General features: G+C 40.4%; 16 protein-coding genes. 11 read left to right on the plus strand and 5 right to left on the minus strand.

Features of this window, described 5'->3' with window-relative positions; all coding sequences use genetic code 11:
- Nucleotides 1-101 precede the first annotated feature (101 nt).
- Complete coding sequence (locus BR73_RS28140) at nucleotides 102-278, minus strand: YjfB family protein (protein WP_081848741.1); 177 nt, start codon at nucleotides 276-278, stop codon at nucleotides 102-104.
- A gap of 475 nt (nucleotides 279-753) precedes the next feature.
- Here BR73_RS28140 and BR73_RS0104525 point away from each other — a divergent pair, with 475 nt between their 5' ends.
- Nucleotides 754-1,296 (plus strand): DJ-1 family glyoxalase III, encoded by a 543-nt coding sequence (locus BR73_RS0104525; protein WP_033164558.1) that lies wholly within the window; start codon nucleotides 754-756, stop codon nucleotides 1,294-1,296.
- Here BR73_RS0104525 and BR73_RS0104530 read toward each other — a convergent pair.
- Nucleotides 1,280-2,590, minus strand: a complete 1,311-nt coding sequence (locus tag BR73_RS0104530; protein ID WP_033164559.1) for an amino acid carrier protein — start codon at nucleotides 2,588-2,590, stop codon at nucleotides 1,280-1,282. The genes BR73_RS0104525 and BR73_RS0104530 overlap by 17 nt on opposite strands.
- A gap of 246 nt (nucleotides 2,591-2,836) precedes the next feature.
- Between BR73_RS0104530 and BR73_RS0104535 the strand changes: the two genes are divergently transcribed.
- The 7 genes from BR73_RS0104535 (at nucleotide 2,837) to yihA (ending at nucleotide 11,566) form a co-directional block, all read left to right on the plus strand.
- The gene (locus BR73_RS0104535; protein WP_033164560.1) at nucleotides 2,837-3,067 is read left to right on the plus strand and encodes an alpha/beta-type small acid-soluble spore protein; all 231 of its coding nucleotides are present in this window, start codon (nucleotides 2,837-2,839) and stop codon (nucleotides 3,065-3,067) included.
- A 470-nt stretch (nucleotides 3,068-3,537) separates the two neighbouring features.
- Nucleotides 3,538-4,887 carry a phosphoglucosamine mutase gene (gene glmM / locus BR73_RS0104540; protein ID WP_033164561.1) on the plus strand — a complete coding sequence of 450 codons (1,350 nt, stop codon included), beginning with the start codon at nucleotides 3,538-3,540 and terminating at the stop codon, nucleotides 4,885-4,887.
- A gap of 141 nt (nucleotides 4,888-5,028) precedes the next feature.
- A complete protein-coding gene (tig, locus tag BR73_RS0104545) occupies nucleotides 5,029-6,318 on the plus strand; it encodes a trigger factor (protein ID WP_033164562.1) in 1,290 nt (429 codons plus the stop codon).
- Nucleotides 6,319-6,330: 12 nt separating this feature from the next.
- On the plus strand, nucleotides 6,331-6,912 hold the full coding sequence (clpP, locus tag BR73_RS0104550; RefSeq protein WP_033164563.1) for an ATP-dependent Clp endopeptidase proteolytic subunit ClpP: 582 nt from the start codon (nucleotides 6,331-6,333) through the stop codon (nucleotides 6,910-6,912).
- Nucleotides 6,913-6,947: 35 nt separating this feature from the next.
- Nucleotides 6,948-8,243: an ATP-dependent Clp protease ATP-binding subunit ClpX gene (gene clpX, locus BR73_RS0104555; RefSeq protein ID WP_033167083.1), complete on the plus strand. Its 1,296-nt coding sequence runs from the start codon at nucleotides 6,948-6,950 to the stop codon at nucleotides 8,241-8,243.
- 244 nt (nucleotides 8,244-8,487) lie between these two features.
- A complete protein-coding gene (gene lon, locus BR73_RS0104560; RefSeq protein ID WP_033164564.1) occupies nucleotides 8,488-10,800 on the plus strand; it encodes an endopeptidase La in 2,313 nt (770 codons plus the stop codon).
- Between the two features lie 163 nt (nucleotides 10,801-10,963).
- Nucleotides 10,964-11,566, plus strand: coding sequence for a ribosome biogenesis GTP-binding protein YihA/YsxC (yihA, locus tag BR73_RS0104565; RefSeq protein WP_033167084.1), 603 nt, complete (start codon nucleotides 10,964-10,966; stop codon nucleotides 11,564-11,566).
- A gap of 85 nt (nucleotides 11,567-11,651) precedes the next feature.
- Here the strand turns inward: yihA and BR73_RS0104570 are convergent, their stop codons facing one another.
- Genes BR73_RS0104570 through BR73_RS0104580 form a run of 3 tightly spaced genes read right to left on the minus strand, consistent with a single transcriptional unit; the run spans nucleotide 11,652 to nucleotide 14,352 of the window.
- On the minus strand, nucleotides 11,652-12,173 hold the full coding sequence (locus BR73_RS0104570; protein WP_033164565.1) for a DUF4364 family protein: 522 nt from the start codon (nucleotides 12,171-12,173) through the stop codon (nucleotides 11,652-11,654).
- A 26-nt stretch (nucleotides 12,174-12,199) separates the two neighbouring features.
- Nucleotides 12,200-13,156 carry a TIGR01212 family radical SAM protein gene (locus tag BR73_RS0104575; RefSeq protein WP_347463151.1) on the minus strand — a complete coding sequence of 319 codons (957 nt, stop codon included), beginning with the start codon at nucleotides 13,154-13,156 and terminating at the stop codon, nucleotides 12,200-12,202.
- A 41-nt stretch (nucleotides 13,157-13,197) separates the two neighbouring features.
- The gene (locus tag BR73_RS0104580) at nucleotides 13,198-14,352 is read right to left on the minus strand and encodes an NADP-dependent malic enzyme (protein ID WP_033164566.1); all 1,155 of its coding nucleotides are present in this window, start codon (nucleotides 14,350-14,352) and stop codon (nucleotides 13,198-13,200) included.
- 243 nt (nucleotides 14,353-14,595) lie between these two features.
- Between BR73_RS0104580 and rho the strand changes: the two genes are divergently transcribed.
- The 3 genes from rho to BR73_RS28145 all read left to right on the plus strand — a co-directional run bounded on the left by rho (nucleotide 14,596) and on the right by BR73_RS28145 (nucleotide 18,345).
- Complete coding sequence (gene rho, locus BR73_RS0104585) at nucleotides 14,596-16,392, plus strand: transcription termination factor Rho (RefSeq protein ID WP_033164567.1); 1,797 nt, start codon at nucleotides 14,596-14,598, stop codon at nucleotides 16,390-16,392.
- Between the two features lie 116 nt (nucleotides 16,393-16,508).
- The gene (gene rpmE / locus BR73_RS0104590; RefSeq protein WP_033164568.1) at nucleotides 16,509-16,718 is read left to right on the plus strand and encodes a 50S ribosomal protein L31; all 210 of its coding nucleotides are present in this window, start codon (nucleotides 16,509-16,511) and stop codon (nucleotides 16,716-16,718) included.
- A 118-nt stretch (nucleotides 16,719-16,836) separates the two neighbouring features.
- The gene (locus tag BR73_RS28145; protein WP_081848540.1) at nucleotides 16,837-18,345 is read left to right on the plus strand and encodes a DUF1385 domain-containing protein; all 1,509 of its coding nucleotides are present in this window, start codon (nucleotides 16,837-16,839) and stop codon (nucleotides 18,343-18,345) included.
- The last annotated feature ends 7 nt before the right edge of the window (nucleotides 18,346-18,352 follow it).

Consider the following 18,352-nt stretch of genomic DNA (forward strand, 5'->3'; position numbering starts at 1 on the left):
TCACCCATTAGAAACGTGCGCCGCCAGGCGCACAATAAAAAACCTCTGCAGAACCCGTGGGGCTGCAGAGGTTTTTCTTGGATGGAAATCATTATTCCATGCTATAACTTAATGTCAATATTACCGCCGATATTGGGATTTACGGAAGTTTCCATCATTTTGACGATTCCATCTCCTGCCGTTTCAACCGTATCCAAAGAAAGATTCATAACGGCAAAACTATATGCGGTTGCGGTATTTTGCATTGCTAAGGAATATGATAATTGAGCTATATCCATGTTTTCACTTATCCTTTCTGAATGAAATTCAGCAGAACTATTATGAATATCGGTTTTCTTATTATAAAACTTTAGCAGAATTTTAGTTTTCCAGTTATTCTGCCAGGTATAAGAGATGTCACCAGTCATACCTTAGAGCTGTTTAAAAGATTCTTGTATTGCTCTGAGGCTGCCTGATAATATTCTGTAGAACCTTAAATTACGGTGACATAAAGCTTAAGTACCAGTATGCACTGCCTGATAATACTCTGTAGAACCTTAATCCGGAAGGTATGATGTTCTGATACTATACCGTAAAGTACGGTATATCAGGACGGCAAAATATCAGTGCCTAAATTTATGCAAGGTAATACTGGTACTTAAGCTTGTTTTTCTGTATAATTAATTTAAATAGCAAGTAACTGTAAAATGATATAAAATCTGAGAATGCTTTTGAAGAAAGGAAGCTTACACAGAAAGAGACAGGAGGTTTTTTATGGTATATTTATTTTTAGCGGATGGATTTGAAGAAATCGAAGGCTTAACAGTGGTAGATATGCTGCGACGTGCAGAGATTGAAATAACTACGGTTTCAATTACCGGAAAAGAGATAGTTAATGGCGCACATAATATTGAGGTGAAGGCTGACGGGCTGTTTGAGGAATTCGATTATAAAAATGCAGTTATGCTGGTGCTGCCGGGAGGAATGCCGGGAACCAGGAATCTGGCAGCTCATGAAGGCCTTGTGAACCTGTTAAAGGAATTCAGAGAGGAAGACAAGGCACTGGCTGCTATTTGTGCTGCACCCAGCATTCTGGGAGAGCAGGGACTCTTAAAAGGGAAATCCGTAACCTGTTTTCCGGGCTTTGAAGACAAGCTCCTGGGAGCCAACCCTACAGGTCACAGGGCAGTGACAGACGGAAATATTATTACCGGTAAAGGAATGGGCACTGCAATTGACTTTTCACTGGAAATAATAAAGTTTTTAAAGGATAAGGAAACTGCTGAGAAAATCGGTAAGACTATTCAGTATCTCTAATCTCTTTTCTCAGGATCCATAAGGTCAGTACGTTAGGAAGTATCATAAGCGCATTGATCAGGTCAGATAACTGCCATACGAATTCCAGGGAAAGAACGGCACCAATAAAAATCATTACAATGTAACATAATTTATAGGTGCCGATTCCTTCTTTCCCAAAAAGATATACCACGGCCTTTTCCCCGAAGTAAGACCAGCCGATCAGTGTTGCAAGGGCAAAAGCAATGATTGAAAAACCCAGTATGTATTCGCCGTAAGGCAGCTGCATAAAAGCAGCGGTGGTAAGGTCAGAAGCCGGCAAGCCTTCAATGGATGCCGGATTTTTTAATATGTTTGCCACTATTACAATTCCGGTGACTCCACACATAACTACCGTATCCCAGAATGTCGCACTCATTGATACCAGAGCCTGGTTATGGGGATTATCAGTTTTGGCACTGGAAGCTGCAATAGCAGCTGTTCCGATACCGGCTTCGTTTGAAAACAAACCTCTGGCAATACCGTATCTGGCAGCTGTTTTAATCGTACTTCCGATGAAGCCTCCGGCTACAGCACTGGGAAGAAAAGCCGAGCGAAATATAAGGGTAATGGCAGGCAGCACGTAATCACGGTTTAAAAAAACTAAAGCCAGGCAGGCCAGAATATAGAAGGCACCCATGGCCGGAACCAGTTTTTTGCACAGGTTACCAATGGATTCGATTCCTCCAAGAATTACGAGGCCTGTAATAACAGCAACCACGATACCTACAATGTAAGGTGAGAAGTGCCAAAGAGAGCTGGTGACATTAGTTATGGAGTTTGCCTGAGTAGAACAGCCGACTCCATAAGAGGCAGCAAGGGTCAGAAAGGCATATAACACAGCCATTCCTTTTGACTTAAGCCCGTGTTCCAGGACATACATAGGACCACCGGAATAGGTGCCATCCTTTGCAAGCTTACGATAACGAATGCCCAGATAACACTCTGCATAAGTTGTAGCCATTCCAAGTACTCCTGTTAACCAAATCCAGAGAATTGCGCCAGGACCGCCAAAAGCAACAGCAGTTGAGACACCGACGATATTACCTATGCCAAGGGTTGCTGCCAGTGTGGTAGTAAGAGCAGCAAAGCTGCTGGTTTGCCCCTTTTCATCATCTGATGATTTGGTTGAAAGGCGGATACCTTTAAAGACTTTTTTTTGAACGAATTTAAGGCGAAAAGTCAGAAACAGATGGGTGGCTAATAAAAGGAACAGCATAGGTCCGCTCCATAGCAGATGATTTGCACTTGAGATAAAAGACAAAAGGTTTTCCATATGAATTTTCACTATACCGTTAAATTGGATTTCTATAGTATATGCTTCTGTTAGGACAGATAGTCCGATAATTGTCCATAAGGTGATTTTGAATAATCAATAATTTATTTTCCACAACTTACCATAATAATTTTTGAAATATTGATAACAATATTACTACGATGACTGATTCATACAGAGCGGTCATCGAGAAAAAAGGGTAATCCCTTATAAAGAACTATCTAATAATTTCGGAGGTGAAATTTTATGGCAAGTAATAACAGCGGATCAAACAGATCAGAAGTTCCTCAGGCTAGAGAAGCACTTGACAGATTTAAAATGGAGGTTGCTTCTGAAATCGGAGTACCTTTAAAACAAGGTTACAACGGAGATTTAACCAGCGCTCAGAACGGTTCTGTAGGTGGAGAAATGGTTAGACGTATGATCAAAAGACAGGAAGAATCCATGTCCGGTCAGGGCTCATCTGGTTCTTTTTAATTTCTGAATAAGCTAACCGTCGGCTTAAACTATAAGACAGATGCCTTATAGCTGTCATAGGCCAGACGAATAAAACATCATCTAATATATATGACCATTGGCTTAAAAGAGCTGTTACAGTCATACATATAAGATGATGTTTTTTTATCAAAAAATATACTTCCCCTTATTAGCGCAGGCAATAAATATAAAATGCACACAGGGACAAAAAAAGGCTCATATTATATAGTAGCCTCAATTACTTGCGCATGCCAATTGGTTATGATACAATCGTTTTTGGACTGCAGAAACCTTGCAGGATATACTATTGATTATTAGAACATTACATATATAGGTTGAACAGGTTCATATAATATGTTCCGGTACAAATTTTAATTGCATTTAAACACAACTTATATGGGATTATTAGAATAGAAAATGAAAGGGTAGCAGGCAGGTATCAAACCTGACCGAAGCTATAGGGTAAAAACATGGGAAAATATTTCGGTACCGATGGTTTCAGAGGGGAAGCAAATATTGATTTAACGGTAGAGCATGCCTATAAGGTAGGCAGATTTTTGGGTTATTATTACGGCAAAGAACACAAAGCCAGAATTGTAATCGGAAAAGACACCAGACGCTCCAGTTATATGCTTGAGTATTCACTGGTTGCAGGACTGACTGCCAGCGGTGCAGATGCATATCTTTTGCATGTAACCACTACACCCAGCGTATCTTATGTTGTCCGCAGTGAAGATTTTGACTGCGGTATTATGATATCTGCAAGTCATAATCCTTATTATGATAATGGCATCAAGATAATAAACGGGTTGGGTTACAAGCTGGAAAGTGAAGTGGAAGAACTTATCGAGAATTACATAGACGGAAAAGGGGAGGAAATACCCTATGCAACCAAAGATAACATCGGCAGAACTACGGACTATGTAAATGGAAGAAACCGATACATCGGTTATCTGATTTCCCTGGTGGCTAATTCCTTTAAAAATATGAAGGTGGGCCTCGATTGTGCCAATGGTTCTGCTTATTCCATAGCCAAAGGAGTATTTGATGCGCTGGGTGCTAAAACTTATGTAATAAGTAATGAACCAAACGGTCTTAATATCAATAAAGACTGTGGTTCCACACATATGGAGCAGCTGCGCAGATATGTGCTGGAGAATAACCTGGATGTGGGTTTTGCCTACGATGGTGATGCTGATCGATGTTTAGCAATAGACGATAAAGGCAATATTATTGACGGAGACCTTATTCTATATGTATGTGCCGTTGATATGAAGAAAAACAATGAGCTGAACAATAATACCGTAGTAACTACCATTATGAGTAATCTGGGACTATATAAAGCACTTGAGGAAAAAGGAATCGCTTATGAGAAAACAACTGTAGGTGACAAATATGTGTTTGAGAATATGATGGAAAACGGTCACTCTATTGGAGGTGAACAGTCCGGGCATATTATTTTCAGCAAACATGCCACAACAGGTGATGGAATCCTTACGTCTTTAAAGATTATGGAAGTAATCATACAAAACAAAACCAAACTGTCCGACCTTATCAAAGATGTTCAGATATATCCTCAGATATTGGAGAATGTTCGTGTCAATAATAAAAAGACCGCCAGAGAAGACATTGAAATCGTAAATGCAGTGGCAAAAGTAACAGAAGAGCTGGGGGATAACGGCAGAATTCTGGTCAGGGAGAGCGGTACGGAACCGGTGCTTCGTGTAATGGTAGAAGCTCCTACAACGAAAGACTGTGAAAAATATGTTAATATGGTTGTAGACAAATTAAAAAGCCAGGGCCATGTAATAGAAAAGTAGATGCTGCTTCATGAAAAAAATATGGTATTTACAGATTACCTATGATATAATATACTAATGTCAAATCGTCAAAATGGGAAGTTATACAATTTACGTGAGAAGCGTAATATAGTTTCACATATTTTAAGGAGGAAATTTTAAATGAGTTTACAGGTAGAAAAATTAGAGAAAAACATGGTAAAGCTTACCATCGAAACTGCTGCGGAGGAATTCGACACAGCTCTTGAGAAAGCTTATGCCAAAAATAAAGGAAAATTTAATATACAAGGTTTCCGTAAGGGTAAAGCCCCTCGTTCTATTATAGAGAAGATGTACGGTTCCGGTGTTTTCTATGAAGATGCTGCAAATATTATTATTCCTGATGCATATGAGAAAGCTGTTGAAGAAAGCGGTCTTACACTTGTATCCAGACCTGAGATCGATGTTACACAGATCGAAAAAGGAAAGGCTTTTATCTTCACAGCAGAAGTTGCTCTTAAACCTGAAGTAACACTTGGTGATTACAAAGGAATCGCTGTTGAAGTTCCTTCAGCAGAAGTAACAGAAGAAGACATCACAGCAGAGCTTGACAAAGTAAGAGATCAGAATGCAAGAATCGTAACTGTAACTGACAGACCTGTTGCAGACAAAGATGAGACAGTAATCAACTTTGAGGGATTTGTTGATGGAGTTCCTTTTGAAGGCGGAAAGGCGGAGGATTACGCTTTAACTATCGGATCCCATTCCTTTATTGACACATTTGAAGACCAGTTAATCGGTAAGAATATCGGGGAAGAAGTTGAAGTTAATGTAACCTTCCCCGCTGAATACCATGCAGCGGAACTGGCAGGTAAGCCTGCTTTATTTAAGGTTACCGTAAAAGAGATCAAAGCAAAGGAATTACCTGCAGCAGATGATGATTTTGCACAAGATGTTTCCGAATTTGATACATTAGAGGAATACAAAACTGATATTCAGGCTAAATTAAAGGACAAGAAAGAAAAAGAAGCTAAGAGGGCTAAGGAAGATAAAGCAATCGATAAGATTATCGAGAATGCACAGATGGATATTCCTGATGCTATGATTGATACACAGGTTAGACAGATGGCAGACGATTTCGCTCAGAGAATCCAGTCTCAGGGACTGACTGTTGAACAGTACTTCCAGTTTACAGGTACTAACAGTGAGCAGCTTTTTGAGCAGATGCGTCCTCAGGCTTTAAAGACTATTCAGGTAAGACTGGTATTAGAGGCTATTGTAAAAGCTGAGAATATTGTTATCGCTGATGAAGATTTCGAGAAAGAAATCGCTCAGATGGCAGAGAACTATAAAATGGAAGCTGATAAGTTAAAAGAATTAATCGGTGAGAAAGAGAAAGAACAAATCATTATGGATATGGCTGTACAAAAGGCAGTTGATCTGATTGGAGAGACAGCCGTAGCAGCAGAGTAAAGGAGGATAACTATGAGTTTAGTACCTTATGTCATTGAACAGACAAGCCGCGGTGAAAGATCTTACGATATTTACTCAAGATTATTAAAGGAAAGAATTATTTTCTTAGGAGAGGAAGTAACTGATGTGTCAGCCAGTGTTATTGTGGCACAGTTACTGTTCCTTGAGTCTGAAGACCCTGGAAAAGATATTCATCTGTATATAAACAGCCCGGGTGGCTCCGTTACAGCAGGTATGGCCATTTATGATACTATGAATTATATCAAATGCGACGTATCTACCTATTGCCTTGGTATGGCAGCCAGTATGGGAGCCTTCCTGTTAGCTGGCGGTGCTAAGGGTAAGAGATTTGCCATGCCCAATGCTGAAGTTATGATTCACCAGCCTTCCGGCGGTGCCAAAGGTCAGGCTACAGACATTAAGATTGTTGCTGAGAATATTTTAAAGACCAAGAAGAAACTGAATGAAATTCTGGCAGCGAATACCGGAAAACCTCTGGAGGTTATCGAAGTCGATACAGAAAGAGATTATTATATGACAGCTGAAGAAGCAAAAGCTTACGGGCTTATCGACAATGTTATTGTAAACAGGTAATTTAAATTGCTGGAAGAAGGGAGTTGGGAAAGAGAGTGGCAAACAGAACCGATGACAGAAAACAACTAAGATGTTCCTTTTGCAATAAAACACAGGATCAGGTAAGAAAGCTCATTGCTGGACCGGGTAACGTATATATCTGTGACGAGTGTATTGAAATCTGCTCTGAGATAGTGGAAGAGGAATTTGATGATAAAGTACATGATACTGATATAAACTTATTAAAGCCAACTGAGATCAAGACCTTTCTGGATCAGTATGTAATTGGACAGGAGGATGCTAAGAAGGTCCTGGCGGTATCCGTTTATAACCATTATAAGAGAGTGTTGGCCGGAAGAGATTTGGATGTGGAACTGCAAAAGAGTAATATTCTTATGGTAGGACCTACCGGTTCCGGTAAAACCTTTCTTGCACAAACCCTGGCAAAGCTTATTAACGTACCTTTTGCGATTGCAGATGCTACTGCTTTAACAGAAGCGGGTTACGTTGGTGAGGATGTAGAAAACATACTTCTAAAGCTTATTCAGGCAGCAGAATTTGATATTGAAAGAGCTGAACACGGTATTATCTATATCGACGAAATTGATAAGATAACAAGAAAATCTGAGAACACCTCCATAACACGAGATGTATCCGGTGAAGGTGTACAGCAGGCTCTGCTTAAGATTCTGGAAGGAACCGTTGCTTCCGTACCTCCCCAGGGCGGAAGAAAACATCCCCATCAGGAATTTATTCAGATTGATACCACCAATATCTTATTTATCTGCGGTGGTGCCTTTGACGGCCTGGAGAAGATAGTAGAGGGCAGAATCGGTCAGAAATCCATAGGATTTAATGCTTCAATCATAGAGAAGAACAAAGGTAATATAGGTGAATTATTCCGTCAGGCAATGCCTCAGGATTTCGTAAAGTACGGCTTGATACCCGAGTTCGTAGGACGTGTACCTGTTAATGTGGCTTTGGATGCGCTGGATGAGGAAACACTTGTCCGAATTCTCACAGAACCTAAGAATGCTATTATCAAGCAATATAAGAAACTCTTTGAGCTTGATGGAGTAGAATTAGACTTTGAGGATGAAGCAATTCGTGTTATAGCCAAACGTTCTCTTGAGAGAAAAACCGGTGCCAGAGGTCTGCGTGCTATAATGGAATCCGTTATGATGGATTCCATGTATAGAGTCCCTACAGATACTCAGATTTTGAAATGCATTATAACAAAAGAAGCTGCTGAAGGCGGTAATCAGCCAACACTGATAAGTACAGAGGATAACCAGCCAAGAAAAGCTATCACGAAAAGAATATCGAAGAAGAACAGCAATGAGATTGCATAAGCGGAATAAGCAAATGCAATAAATTGAGTAGATTCGATTGTTATAGGGACTGCCTTAAAATACCTTATAAGAGGATTTAAGGCAGTTTTTATCTTAATTAAACGAGAAAATCACATCGAAACATCTTAATTCTGTGTGTATAAGGCACATAGATGAGGGTTCGTGTGGATAAAGGACATTTTTACACGCAAATTTAAGCCTGCGGCCCAAAGATTGCAGGCTAAGAGAAAGGCATGGTTATAGTATGAGTGATTACAGCAGAAAAGTGCCTATTGTTGCACTTCGGGGAATGGCTGTGCTACCAGGAATGCAAATCCATTTTGACGTAAACCGACAGATATCCATTGAGGCTATCGAAAATGCCATGGAAAATGACCAATTGGTACTTTTGCTGACTCAAAAAGATGCAGATATGGAAGCACCGGATCAGGAGGATTTGTACTCCGTCGGCACAATAGCACTGGTAAAGCAGATAATTAAGCTGCCCGGAAGTGTTATCCGTGTACTGGTTACCGGAACAGATAGAGCAGAATTAGATCATATAGTGGAGAAAACTCCTTTTTTAGTAGGTGAAGTGAAAATACTGGAAGATGACCTGGAAGCCGCCGGTGAATCAGAGAAGAAGGCTATGCTAAGAGGGCTTAAGGATATACTGGAAGTTTATTTTAATGAGAACCCTAAGATTGGAAAAGATATCTATAAGACTATCATGAAGCTGGAGGAGGTAGGCGAGTTAATCGACCAGATAGCCATTAACCTGCCCTTAACCCTGGAGGATAAACAGAGCTTACTGGAATCGGCAGAGGTTCTTGTGCGTTATGAAAAGATTATGGTTATCCTGACGGAAGAAATTGATATCATCCGTATCCGCAAAGACCTTCAGGTCAAAGTGAAGGAAAAAGTGGATAAGAATCAGAAGGAGTATATCTTAAGAGAACAGCTTAAGCTTATAAGAGAGGAACTTGGAGAGTCAAACAGTGCTGCTGACGCAGATAACTATTTGATAGCAGCAGAGAAGTTAAAAGCAGCTCCGGAAGTCAAAGAGAAGATAATCAAAGAAATAGAACGTTTTAAGAATGTTTCCGGAAGTTCCTCTGAGGGAGCAGTCGTAAGAGGATATATTGAGACTTTATTAAGCCTTCCCTGGGATAAGGTTAGTGATGACAAACAAGATATCAAAAATGCAGAAGCTATCTTAAACCGTGAACATTACGGCTTGGAAAAGGTTAAGGAGAGAATTCTTGAATTCCTGGCCGTCAGAGTACTGACCCAGAAAGGGGAGAGTCCCATTCTCTGTCTGGTTGGTCCTCCGGGAACCGGTAAGACCTCCATTGCAAATTCTGTAGCAAGAGCTTTAAACAAAGAATATGTACGCATCAGTCTTGGCGGAGTAAGAGATGAAGCAGAAATCAGAGGACACAGAAGAACTTATGTGGGAGCGATGCCTGGAAGAATCATTACAGGTCTTAAGAATGCAGGTGTTAAGAATCCTTTAATGCTTCTGGATGAAATAGATAAGGTAAGCAGTGATTATAAAGGTGATACTTCTGCTGCACTTTTGGAAGTGCTTGATTCTGAGCAGAATAAGAAGTTTGTAGATCATTATGTAGAGCTTCCGGTAGACTTATCAGAGGTGCTCTTTATTGCAACAGCTAATTCCCTGCAGGGAATTGCCAAGCCCCTTCTGGACAGAATGGAAGTAATCGAAGTCAGCAGCTATACGGAGAACGAGAAATTCCATATTGTTAAGAAGCACCTGCTATCAAAGCAGATTACCCGTAATGGTCTGAGTGGCAAGCAGATAACAGTGTCTGATAAAGCAATTACTAAAATCATTACAGGCTATACCAAAGAAGCCGGTGTGCGTAATCTGGAGAGAAGACTCGGTGCAATCTGTCGAAAAGCAGCCAAGGAAATTGTAAGCAATAATACGGAAAAAGTACGTGTTAACGATAAAAATCTTGAAAAATTCCTGGGAAAGCAAAGATACTTTTTCCAACAGGCTAATGAGAAGGATGAAGTTGGTATCGTAAGAGGACTTGCCTGGACAAGCGTAGGCGGTGACACATTGCAGATAGAAGTCAATGTAATGCCGGGAAAAGGTAAATTCGAACTTACAGGTCAGCTTGGTGATGTCATGAAGGAATCTGCAAGAGCGGGCATCAGCTATATACGTTCCGTAAGCAATGAGTATGAAATCAGTACAGATTATTTTGATAAGCATGATATTCATATCCATATTCCGGAAGGTGCTGTACCAAAGGATGGACCATCTGCGGGTATTACAATGGCAACTGCCATGCTCTCTGCTATAACCGGCAAACCTGTTAAGGCGGATACTGCAATGACCGGTGAGATTACTCTTAGAGGTAGGGTGCTGCCAATCGGAGGGCTGAAGGAAAAGATATTAGCAGCAAAGACGGCTCATATGAAGCAGGTTTTGGTACCCTTTCAGAATAAGAAGGATATTGAAGAGATATCAGCAGAAATACTGGAAGGTATCGATCTCAAATTTGTAGATAACATGGCGGAAGTAATAAAATATGCCTTTGCATAAATACAACGAATAGATCGTAACACCAGTGCATCCTAAATTCACGACTTGCTGTTTTACGCATAGGTATTACACAGTGTGGAACAACAAGACCGGCACAGGCATTTCAGCTGCCTGGATGAAAACCATATGCTGTTATCTTATAACGGCAGGAAAGGAGAAACATATGCATGTAAAGAACGTCAACCTGGAAACAGTCTGCGGTATAACCAGCACATTACCGGAAAATGATAAACCGGAAATCGCCTTTGCGGGAAAATCAAATGTAGGAAAGTCCTCACTGATAAATGGACTGATGAATCGAAAGTCGTATGCCAGAACCAGCAGTCAGCCCGGAAAAACCCAGACTATTAACTTCTACAATATTAATGAAGAATTGTATTTTGTAGATTTACCAGGCTATGGTTATGCTAAAGTTTCCGAAGCATTAAAAGCAAAATGGGGGAAGATGATTGAGAACTATCTTAAGACCTCCAAGCAGCTTAAGATAATCTTTTTATTATTGGATATAAGGCATGAACCCTCTGTCAATGACAGGCTGATGTACGATTGGATCGTTCATCAGGGCTACGAGCCTGTAATTATCGCAACAAAACTGGATAAGATTAACCGAAGCCAGAAGGATAAGCAGATTAAGCTGATAAGGCAGGGACTTGGTGCAAAAAGCACAACCAGAATTCTTCCTTTCTCAGCCTTGTCAAAACAGGGCAGAGATGAAATATGGGATCTTATCGAAGAAAATATTGAAACAGGCAGTTCAGAAGAATAAATTAAAATACCGGTCTTATTGCAGTATTGGAAGAAATATCCCTGCTCTGCAGCAAGACCGGTATTTTAATTTTCGAGTTTATTTGTTATTCCTTCAAAAGACTGCTTAAGACATAAGAATATATTTCCTGGCTTTGTCCACGCCAGTTTCTGCAGATTTTGGAGGCATCCTCCTCGGTAGGTACGGCTAGATTGATATCTATGATTGGATTCTTTTTTTCCATAACACGCAGGGAAACCGTATATTCATCCTTGCCGGTTTTATGGTATTCGGAAAGAATGGAAGATTCATCTCGTAAGGAATACTTATTTTCCTTTAGATAGCTTATAATCTCCTCTTGAATTGCAGAGGATATCATATTCTGAAAAAAGGAAAGGGTTTCTTCACCAGAAGGGGTTATCTGGTACAGGGAGCTGTGACCGACGGTTTCCACCGTCATGAATTCTTCTTCTGTTAATTCGGATATGCACTGTTGCAGGCTGAAATAATTGGTATATTCCTTGTCCAGGATAAAGTTAGAAATCTGAGCATTTGTCAAAGGGAAATCTACTTTGTCCAAAAGAAAAAGTATAATCAGTTTGTATAGAGTTAACGCATCTGTCTGCATAAAAAGCCTCCTTTCGCAAAAAGAAATTACAACGATTTTCCCTGCCAGGAATCCCTGGCCTTCATCTCTTTATGAATGTGATTTAATACAAGTTTCTTATTACCGCTCCATAATGGGGAGATTAACAGTTTCTTAGGCCCGTCACCGGTAAGCCGGTGTATTACCATGGAATCCGGCAGTTTCTCAATACAGGCTATTAAAAGATCAGTATAATCTTCCAGTTCCATAGCTTTATAGGGTATGTGGGCAAGATCCGTATCTTTAAGTACATGGAGGAGCTGCAGCTTAACACCTTGTATGGGCTGTTTTGCCAGATAGTCCATGGAGGCAAGAACTTTTGAGCTGTCTTCGCCGGGAAGCCCCAGTATCATGTGGGTAATAATCTCTGCTCCAATGGCATTAAGCTCCTCAACGGCTTTCTCAAAGACTGAAAGCGGATATCCTCTTCGGATGAGTTCTGCAGTATCCTCATGAATGGTCTGAAGCCCCAATTCTACCCATAATGGCTTTTTAGCGGCACATTCCGCCAGAAGTTTAAGAACTTCCTCTCCCAGACAATCAGGTCTGGTAGCTATGGATAAGAGGGCAATGTCTTTATGATTCAGTGCCTCCATAAATGTCTTTCGCAGGTAGGAGATTTCACCGTAAGTATTTGTATAAGCCTGAAAATAAGCGATAAAGGAAGCCTCATTTTCTCCGGAATTGACCGGAGCAGCTTTCACAGCTGCCGGAAGCTTCTTGTATATAAGTGCTTTACCGGCTTCAATCTGTTCTGTAACAGATAATAAAGGAGAAGCACCAAAATCGCCACTGCCGCCACTGCTGCAGAAGATACAGCCGCCAAGACCAAGGGTTCCGTCTCTGTTAGGACAGGTAAGACCTGCATTTAAAGAGAGCTTATATATTTTCCTGCCAAAGGTTTCTTTCAGGTAATAATCCAGGGAGTAATAGGGTTTGTCGCCCCTCATTCTTTTCTCTGACAACAGGCGGCTCCTTCCTAAGATTCTGCTAATAGTAAATAAACTTATTTCATAACGTGGGATTTCACGGCATTGCTGACTACCTCACAGACTCTGGGGTCAAAAGGTTGAGGCAGAATATTATCTTCATTCAGCTCATTTTCAGCTACGAGTCCTGCAATTGCAACTGCAGCAGCTAACTTCATCTCTTCCGTAATCTGACTTGCTCTGCTTTCAAGGGCACCTTTAAAGATACCGGGAAAAGCAATAACATTGTTTACCTGATTGGGAAAATCAGATCTTCCGGTTCCGATTACCTTTGCACCGGCTTCTTTTGCAAGGTCCGGCATAATTTCAGGTACAGGATTTGCCATAGCAAACAATATGGCATCTTTATTCATGGATGCGACCATTTCCTTTGATACAATACCGGGAGCGGATACTCCGATAAAGATATCGGCACCTTTTAGGGTATCGCTTAATGAGCCTTCTTTCTTATCCAGGTTGGTTACGGCGGTGAGCTGTTTCTGCATCCAGTTCAGATCCGGCGTATTTTCTGAGAGTATACCAACTCTGTCACAAAGTGTCAGGTTCTTAAAACCGTAGCTTAAGAGCAGTTTGGCAATGGCAATACCTGCAGAACCGGCGCCGTTAATAACCACTCTGGAAGTTTCCTTCTTTCTTCCGGTTACTAAGAGTGCATTGATTACGCCTGCCAGTACAACGATTGCTGTACCGTGCTGATCATCATGAAATACAGGTATAGTAAGGCGTTCTTTCAAACGTTCTTCGATTTCAAAGCAACGGGGGGCAGAGATATCCTCCAGGTTGATACCGCCAAATGCAGGAGCGATTCGGACTACAGTCTCGATGATCTCTTCTGTATCCTGTGTATCCAGACAGATGGGAAATGCATTAACACCTCCAAATTCCTTAAATAACACTGCTTTACCTTCCATAACCGGCATGGCAGCATAGGGGCCGATATTACCCAGACCCAGTACGGCACTGCCGTCTGAAACAACTGCTACGGTATTGGATTTTAAAGTATATTTATAGGCTGCATCCCTATCTTCTGCTATTACCTTGCAGGGTTCAGCAACACCTGGGGTATAAGCAAGTGCCAGGTCCTCTCTGGTTTTAACGGAACATTTTGTCTCTGTTGAAATCTTTCCCTGCCATTGTTCGTGTAATAACAGAGCTTTATCACTGTTTGTCATAAAATTAACCGCCTTCCTTATGAATGCCGCTTGGCTAAAGACATCATATCACTGAAAAGTAGGGAAAGCAAGATAAGAAAATTATATAAAGCTGTGTAAAAGATACTTTATTTTTTGTATATAATAGGTTATAATATATCACAGTAGTAATATTTTGGTTTAATTCATGAGAACTTCTAGATCAAATCGAAACCATTCCCAAATACTTTAAACAATTTTATACTTGTAAAGGAGCAAGAATTCATGGAAGTACAAATTAGTGAAATGTCCTTAGCAGAGCTTAGAACATTAGCAAAGAGCAGAGGCATTAAAAGTGTATCCACCCTGCGTAAACAGGAGCTTATTGATATATTAGGAGCGGGTACAGAGGCAGTGGAAGAAAAGAAGAATATTGCTGGGAAAGGGGAGGCGAAAAAAGAAGTTGAGCTGACGAAACCGGCAAAGCAGCAAACTGTAATTAAAGAAGAACGTGAAACAAAAGAAGAGGCTGGTAAAGAAGAGACGGGCAAAGAAGTATATAATAAAGTAGTATATAATAAAGAAGTGAGTAATAGAGAAGCTAATAATAGAGAAGCAAACAGTAAAGAGCTGATTAATAAAGAACCTATAAACAAAGAACTAACAAATAAAGAAGCGGACAATAAAGAAACAGACAACAAAGAAGAAGAAAAAGCCGCTTCAACTCAGATAAGAAGAAATTACAGAAACGATAATAATACGGATACAAGAAATATCTCCGACACAAGAAGTACTTCCGGAAATCAGGAGGGATATCCCCGCAGAAATCCCCAGAATCCGCAGTATACCCAGAATTTACAGGAAGACGGCCGAAAGAATTCCTATTGGCAGAATGGCAACCAGGAAAATGAAGTCAGAAGAAGCAGCCTGCCCCAGGATACAGAGGCTTTAGATAGTGGTGAGACCAAGGAAGGCATCTTGGAAGTGATGCCTGATGGTTATGGCTTTATCCGCTGCGATAATTATCTGCCCGGTGAGAATGATGTATATGTATCACCTGCTCAGATCAGGCGTTTTTGCTTAAAGACAGGAGATATTGTTGTTGGAAATACCAGAATTAAGAGCCAGGGAGAGAAATTCAGCGCTCTTTTATTTGTTAAGAGTGTTAATGGCTTTCATCCTGCTGAAGCACAGAAACGTAAGAAATTCGAGGATCTGACCCCCATATTCCCCAATGAGAGAATTCACCTTGAAACACCTGGAGCGAATGTATCCATGCGTATGGTGGACCTGGTATCTCCTATTGGAAAAGGACAAAGAGGTATGATTGTTTCCCAGCCTAAGACCGGTAAGACCACACTTTTAAAGCAGATTGCCAAAGCAATTACCATAAATCATCCCGGTGTGAAGCTGATTATTCTTCTGATTGATGAGCGTCCGGAAGAAGTAACGGATATTAAGGAATCCATTGAAGGTAAGAATGTAGAAGTTATCTACTCTACGTTTGATGAACTGCCGGAAAATCATAAAAGAGTATCAGAAATGGTAATTGAGCGTGCTAAACGTCTCGTAGAGCATAAACAGGAAGTAGTAATCCTCTTAGACAGTATAACAAGGCTTGCAAGAGCTTATAACCTTACAGTCCAGGCAAGCGGAAGAACTTTATCCGGTGGTCTGGACCCTGCGGCACTCCATATGCCAAAACGTTTCTTCGGAGCAGCTAGAAATATGAGAGAAGGCGGCAGTCTTACCATACTTGCCACAGCCCTTGTAGATACCGGAAGCCGTATGGATGACGTAGTATTTGAAGAATTTAAGGGAACTGGTAACATGGAACTTGTTCTGGATCGTAACCTTTCTGAGAAGAGAATCTTCCCTGCCATTGACCTTCCCAGATCCAGCACCAGAAGAGACGACCTCTTATTAAGCCAGTCAGAGCTGGAAGCTACTTATCTCATGAGAAAAGCTTTCAATAGCCTGAAATCCGATGATGCTGTAGAACGGATTATAGATATGTTCCTGAAAACGAAGACAAATGCAGAATTTATCGAGACTGTGAAAAAAACGAAATTGATTAATTAGGACTTGCAAACCAAATAATCCTATGTTATAATTAAAAAGCTGTTTTAAATGATGAATTAGTTTGACAATTAGTCAACTTTAAGAAAATTATGTTTGTTTGTAAAGAGGTGAAAAGCATGAAAGAAGGAATCCATCCTAATTATCATCAGGCAAAGGTAGTTTGTAACTGTGGTAATGAATTTGTAACAGGCTCAACAAAGAGCGATATCCACGTAGAAATCTGTTCTAAGTGCCATTCTTTCTATACCGGACAGCAGAAAGCTGCAGCGGCTCGCGGTGCAATTGATAAGTTCAACCGCAGATATGGTCTTAATCAGGAACAATAAATGACAATAATGACTATGTGTTAAAAACAGGTTGAGGTATGATTATCTCAGCCTATTTTTAAATTCGTATTTAGATTTATATTATCAGGGCATGTTTTATCAAAGAAAGGATAAGCATATGAAACCATCAGGAATCGGAGGACAGGCAGTTATTGAAGGCGTAATGATGAAGAATAAAGAACGTTATGCCATTGCCGTAAGAAAGCCGGACAACGAAATTATAGTAAAAGAAGACTCTTTTAACAGTATTGCAGATAAATATAAAGTGTGGAAGCTGCCAATCCTAAGAGGCGTACTGGCTTTTGCAGAGTCCATGTCAATTGGGATTAAGACTCTTAATTTCTCCGCAAGCTTTTATGAAGAAGAGGAAACAGCCAAAGAATCAAAAGTGGACAAGGCTATATCAAAGGTTTTTAAAGATAAAGGAGAAGCAATACTGGCAGCTATCACCATGATTATTGCCGTGGTGCTGGCAGTGGGAATATTTATTGTTCTGCCTGCATTTGCTGCCACTCAGTTAGGTAAGGTTATCTCATCGGACAGCCTGGTTGCCCTGGTTGAGGGTATTATAAGAATTGTCATCTTTGTATTGTATGTAGTTGCAATCTCACAGCTTAAGGACATTAAGCGGGTATTTATGTACCATGGTGCGGAGCACAAGACCATTAATTGTATTGAGAATGGCTTTGAACTAACAGTTGAAAACGTAAAATGGCAGTCCAGACAGCATAAAAGATGCGGAACCAGCTTTTTATTTATCGTTATGTTTGTAAGTGTAATCTTTTTTATGTTTATCCGTACAGATATTACCTGGCTTCGTTATGCAAGCAGAATTATACTGATCCCGGTAATTGCCGGTATATCCTATGAGTTTATCCGTTTTGCCGGAAGAAACGATTCTATTGCAGTCAGAGTGTTAAGCAAACCGGGCATGTGGCTTCAGGGACTTACCACCAGAGAACCTGATGACGATATGATAGAGGTAGCAATTAAATCAGTAGAAGCGGTATTTAACTGGAAAGACTTTTTAGGAGTTGAGGACAGTGAAACCGGTGAGGTTCCAACAGAGGAAGGCAAGACGGCAGGAAACGAAAAACAGTCAGCTGTTCCTGAAGCAAAAGGAAAATCAAACAACCGGACGAAAAACACCAGCAGTAATAAAAACACTTCTAAGAACACACAAAATAATTCTAAGTCAGCTCAGGCAAAATCTGTCCAGAAGACTGGAAGCAATAATAAAAGCAACAATAGTCAGAATAGAGATAATAAGAACATAGAGAATAAAAATCTCAAGTCAGAGGATAGTATAAAGTCAGAGAAAAGTAATCAGAAACAAGCAGATATCCAGAATCAAACAGATGTCCAGAAGCAGGAAAGTACCCAGAAACAGAATTCAGCCGCAAGAAATAATAAAAAAAGTACATCTGGTAAAAAAGACAGAGCAAATACTGCAAGAAGCAATAATCAGAAGAAAGCAGAAGATAATAAAGCTGTAAGAGAAACTGCAGCAACCTCTATGAGAATGGAACCTTTACAGGCAAGGGATATCTTTGAAGAAGAGGATGAAATCTTAAGAGCGTTGGATGACTTTGTGGCTGTTACCGATGAGGCTGACAAGAAGGATTGATCGTAAA

Source organism: Clostridium sp. KNHs205, assembly GCF_000702945.1.
Classification (GTDB): Bacteria; Bacillota; Clostridia; order Lachnospirales; family Lachnospiraceae; genus Anaerocolumna.

Excerpts from the sequence above, each read along its gene's own strand:
- BR73_RS28140 (WP_081848741.1), bottom strand. The coding sequence starts at position 278 with ATGGATATAGCTCAATTATCATATTCCTTAGCAATGCAAAATACCGCA.
- BR73_RS0104530 (WP_033164559.1), bottom strand. The coding sequence starts at position 2,590 with ATGGAAAACCTTTTGTCTTTTATCTCAAGTGCAAATCATCTGCTATGG.
- BR73_RS0104525 (WP_033164558.1), top strand. The coding sequence starts at position 754 with ATGGTATATTTATTTTTAGCGGATGGATTTGAAGAAATCGAAGGCTTA.
- yihA (WP_033167084.1), top strand. The coding sequence starts at position 10,964 with ATGCATGTAAAGAACGTCAACCTGGAAACAGTCTGCGGTATAACCAGC.
- rho (WP_033164567.1), top strand. The coding sequence starts at position 14,596 with ATGGAAGTACAAATTAGTGAAATGTCCTTAGCAGAGCTTAGAACATTA.
- rpmE (WP_033164568.1), top strand. The coding sequence starts at position 16,509 with ATGAAAGAAGGAATCCATCCTAATTATCATCAGGCAAAGGTAGTTTGT.
- lon (WP_033164564.1), top strand. The coding sequence starts at position 8,488 with ATGAGTGATTACAGCAGAAAAGTGCCTATTGTTGCACTTCGGGGAATG.
- tig (WP_033164562.1), top strand. The coding sequence starts at position 5,029 with ATGAGTTTACAGGTAGAAAAATTAGAGAAAAACATGGTAAAGCTTACC.
- BR73_RS0104535 (WP_033164560.1), top strand. The coding sequence starts at position 2,837 with ATGGCAAGTAATAACAGCGGATCAAACAGATCAGAAGTTCCTCAGGCT.
- BR73_RS0104580 (WP_033164566.1), bottom strand. The coding sequence starts at position 14,352 with ATGACAAACAGTGATAAAGCTCTGTTATTACACGAACAATGGCAGGGA.
- glmM (WP_033164561.1), top strand. The coding sequence starts at position 3,538 with ATGGGAAAATATTTCGGTACCGATGGTTTCAGAGGGGAAGCAAATATT.
- clpP (WP_033164563.1), top strand. The coding sequence starts at position 6,331 with ATGAGTTTAGTACCTTATGTCATTGAACAGACAAGCCGCGGTGAAAGA.
- BR73_RS0104570 (WP_033164565.1), bottom strand. The coding sequence starts at position 12,173 with ATGCAGACAGATGCGTTAACTCTATACAAACTGATTATACTTTTTCTT.
- BR73_RS28145 (WP_081848540.1), top strand. The coding sequence starts at position 16,837 with ATGAAACCATCAGGAATCGGAGGACAGGCAGTTATTGAAGGCGTAATG.